At 66.5% G+C, this 2,659-nt stretch carries 2 protein-coding genes; both read left to right on the forward strand.

The features are described 5' to 3' along the window. On the forward strand, positions 1–951 hold a 951-nt coding region (locus WCB02_RS06325), incomplete at its 5' end, for an MtrB/PioB family outer membrane beta-barrel protein (protein WP_423956980.1). Between the two features lie 210 nt (positions 952–1,161). Then, positions 1,162–2,659: c-type cytochrome biogenesis protein CcmI (gene ccmI / locus WCB02_RS06330; RefSeq protein WP_423956981.1), on the forward strand; the 1,498-nt coding region annotated here is incomplete at its 3' end.

Below are 2,659 nucleotides of genomic sequence, written 5' to 3' on the forward strand. Positions count from 1 at the left end.
TCCGAAAACTCCGGCAAGGTCTTTGCCGACTGGAAGCCGACCAGCTGGGTGACGTTCCGTTCCAGCGGCTACTACTCGGACCGAACCTCCGAAAACTACAATTACCTGGCCAATGTCGGCAGCATCCAGTTCCCTGGATCGACGCCGGCGCAGAACTCCTATTATTACAATCCCTCCTACATGCAGATGATGATCGATGGGCGGCAGCGGACCAAGGCCAATATCGCGGTCGATATCGTCGTGCTGCGCGGCCTCACCATCACCCCGAACTTCAAATATCAGGATGATCATTACGGCCTGAACCCGCTGAGCCAGGAAGGCCTGACCGAGAGCAGTTCGTGGAACGGCGGCGTCGATGTCACCTATGTCCTCAATCCGGACGTCGCTTTCACGGTGGGCTATCTCAGGGAGTTCTACAACCAGCAGCTCTATGGCCTCTCCAGCACCTCCAACTCGGCCGTGCTGGGAGTGGGCGGCGTTTATTCGGCGAACACCAACGACAACAGCACCGTGGACACCATCACCGCCGCAGTGAGAGTTGCGGCCATTCCGAACAAGCTCGACTTCGACTTCCGCTATACCCAGTCGATCGCCGTCGATGCGCAGCGGCTGCTGCTGGGGACCGCCACCAACGGCGGCAATCCGACATGCCCGACGACCATGGCGCCCACCACCAACTGCCAGTTCCCGGACGTGACGACCTCGTTCCAGCGCCTGGAAGCGAGCGCGACCTACAAGTTCGACCAGGATCTCGTCAACCGGATCGGATTGAGGGGCGAAGTCAAGGCCAGGCTGCGCTATGCCTGGGAACGCAACGCGGTCACCAACTGGCAGAACGATCCGCTCGCGGTGTATAGCCCGATCGTGTCGACCCAGGCGGTCTGGCTCGCCTCGTCCAATCCGAACTACAACGTCCACCTGCTGGCGTTGTCGCTCGCCTACGCTTGGTAATCGGGTTCGGTGGTCGCTCGGGCGCGGGAGTCCGGGCGATCTCGATCTCGTGACGGTTGAACGGCCGGGGCAGGCGGTGTTTTGTTGGGCTGCCCCGCCGGTGTCTGATATACATCAAGCCCGGCTGTTGCGGGGCTGATATCTGGACACCGGCCGGCCCTCCCGGCTCGGCTCTCACGGGCCGCCCGGCTGTGCATGTGGAACCACTCGATGATCCTCTGGCCGATCTTTGCATTGATGACGGTTGCGGCTGTCTTCGCCGTGGGGTGGCCGCTGGTGCGCGGCCAGAAATCGGTTCGTTCCGGCAGCGATGTCGCGGTCTATCGTGATCAGCTCGACGAAATCGATCGCGACGAGGCCGCAAGCCTGATCGGTGGCGTCGAGGCGGAAGCGGCGCGGGTGGAAGTCTCGCGTCGCCTGATCGCGGCCGCAGAGGCGGCCAAGGCGGGACATATCGTCGCCGCGCCGGTTCCGGCGAGGCGTTACCGCATGGCGACGCTGGCTGCCGGCATCCTGGTGCTGCCGCTCGGGGCAGGGTTGACCTATCTGGCGCTGGGATCGCCCAATCTCGTCCCGGTTTCGATGAATGCCGAAGCAGGTGGCGGGCAGCTTCCGGACGGCGTCGAACAGACCGTCGCCGAGGTCGAGAATTATCTGGTGCAGAATCCGAACAACGGCCGCGGCTGGGAACTGCTGGCGCCGGTCTATCTGCGGCTCGGCCGCTACGACGATGCGGTGCGGGCGCGGCGCAACGCGCTGGATATTTTCGGACCCGACGCCGCGCGGCTCGGCGATCTCGGCGAAGCCATCATCCTGGCATCGGGCGGCGTCGTGACTCCCGAAGCCAAGCAGCTGTTCACGCGCGCCGAAGCCGCCGACCCCCAGGACGTCATGGCGCAGTTCTATCTCGGGCTCAGCGCCAAGCAGGAAGGCCGCCGGGACGAGGCCGTGAAGCGGTGGACCGCCCTGATCGCGCGTGCCGGCGACGGCACGGAGTGGCTGCCGATGGTCAAGAGCGCGCTGGCGCGGGTCGACGAGAAGGACCGGCCGGTGGTTGCCGCGGCGCCGGCTTCTCCGGCGGTCGAAGGCGCGCCGCCCGATCACGCCGAGGGCTCGATCGAGGCGATGGTCGAAGGGCTGGCCCAGCGTCTGAAGAAGAACGGCTCCGATGTGCCGGGCTGGATCCAGTTGGTGCGCTCCTATCGCGTGCTGGGGCGGCCCGAAAAGGCCAAGGTCGCGATCGCCGACGCGCATGCCGCATTGGCTGCCGATCCGCAGGCCCTGCAGCGCCTGGACGCCGGTCTGCAAGGCCTCGAGGCCGGCGCAGCCGGGTCGGCGCCGGCGGCAATCGATCCTGCTTCGCCAGGACCGAGCTCGGGCCCGGATGCGAGTCAGATGGCGGCCGCCGCGCAGATGGCGCCGCCCGAGCGCAACAGCATGATCGACGGCATGGTGGCGCGGCTGGCCGAACGCCTGAAGAAGGACGGCTCCGACGTCGCAGGCTGGATCCAGCTGGTGCGCTCCTATCGCGTGCTCGATAAGGCCGACGCGGCGCAGGCCGCGATTGCTGAGGCTCACGCCGCGCTCGCCAATGACCAGGACGGATTGCAACGCCTGGAGCAGGGCCTCGCCGCGCTGCAAACCGGCGCCGCGCCGCCGGCACTGCCGCCGCCGGCAACGGCCAGCCTCAGCTCGCCCCAGCCGGGAC

The sequence above is a fragment of the Bradyrhizobium sp. genome (assembly GCF_049581145.1).
Taxonomy (GTDB): Bacteria; Pseudomonadota; Alphaproteobacteria; order Rhizobiales; family Xanthobacteraceae; genus Bradyrhizobium.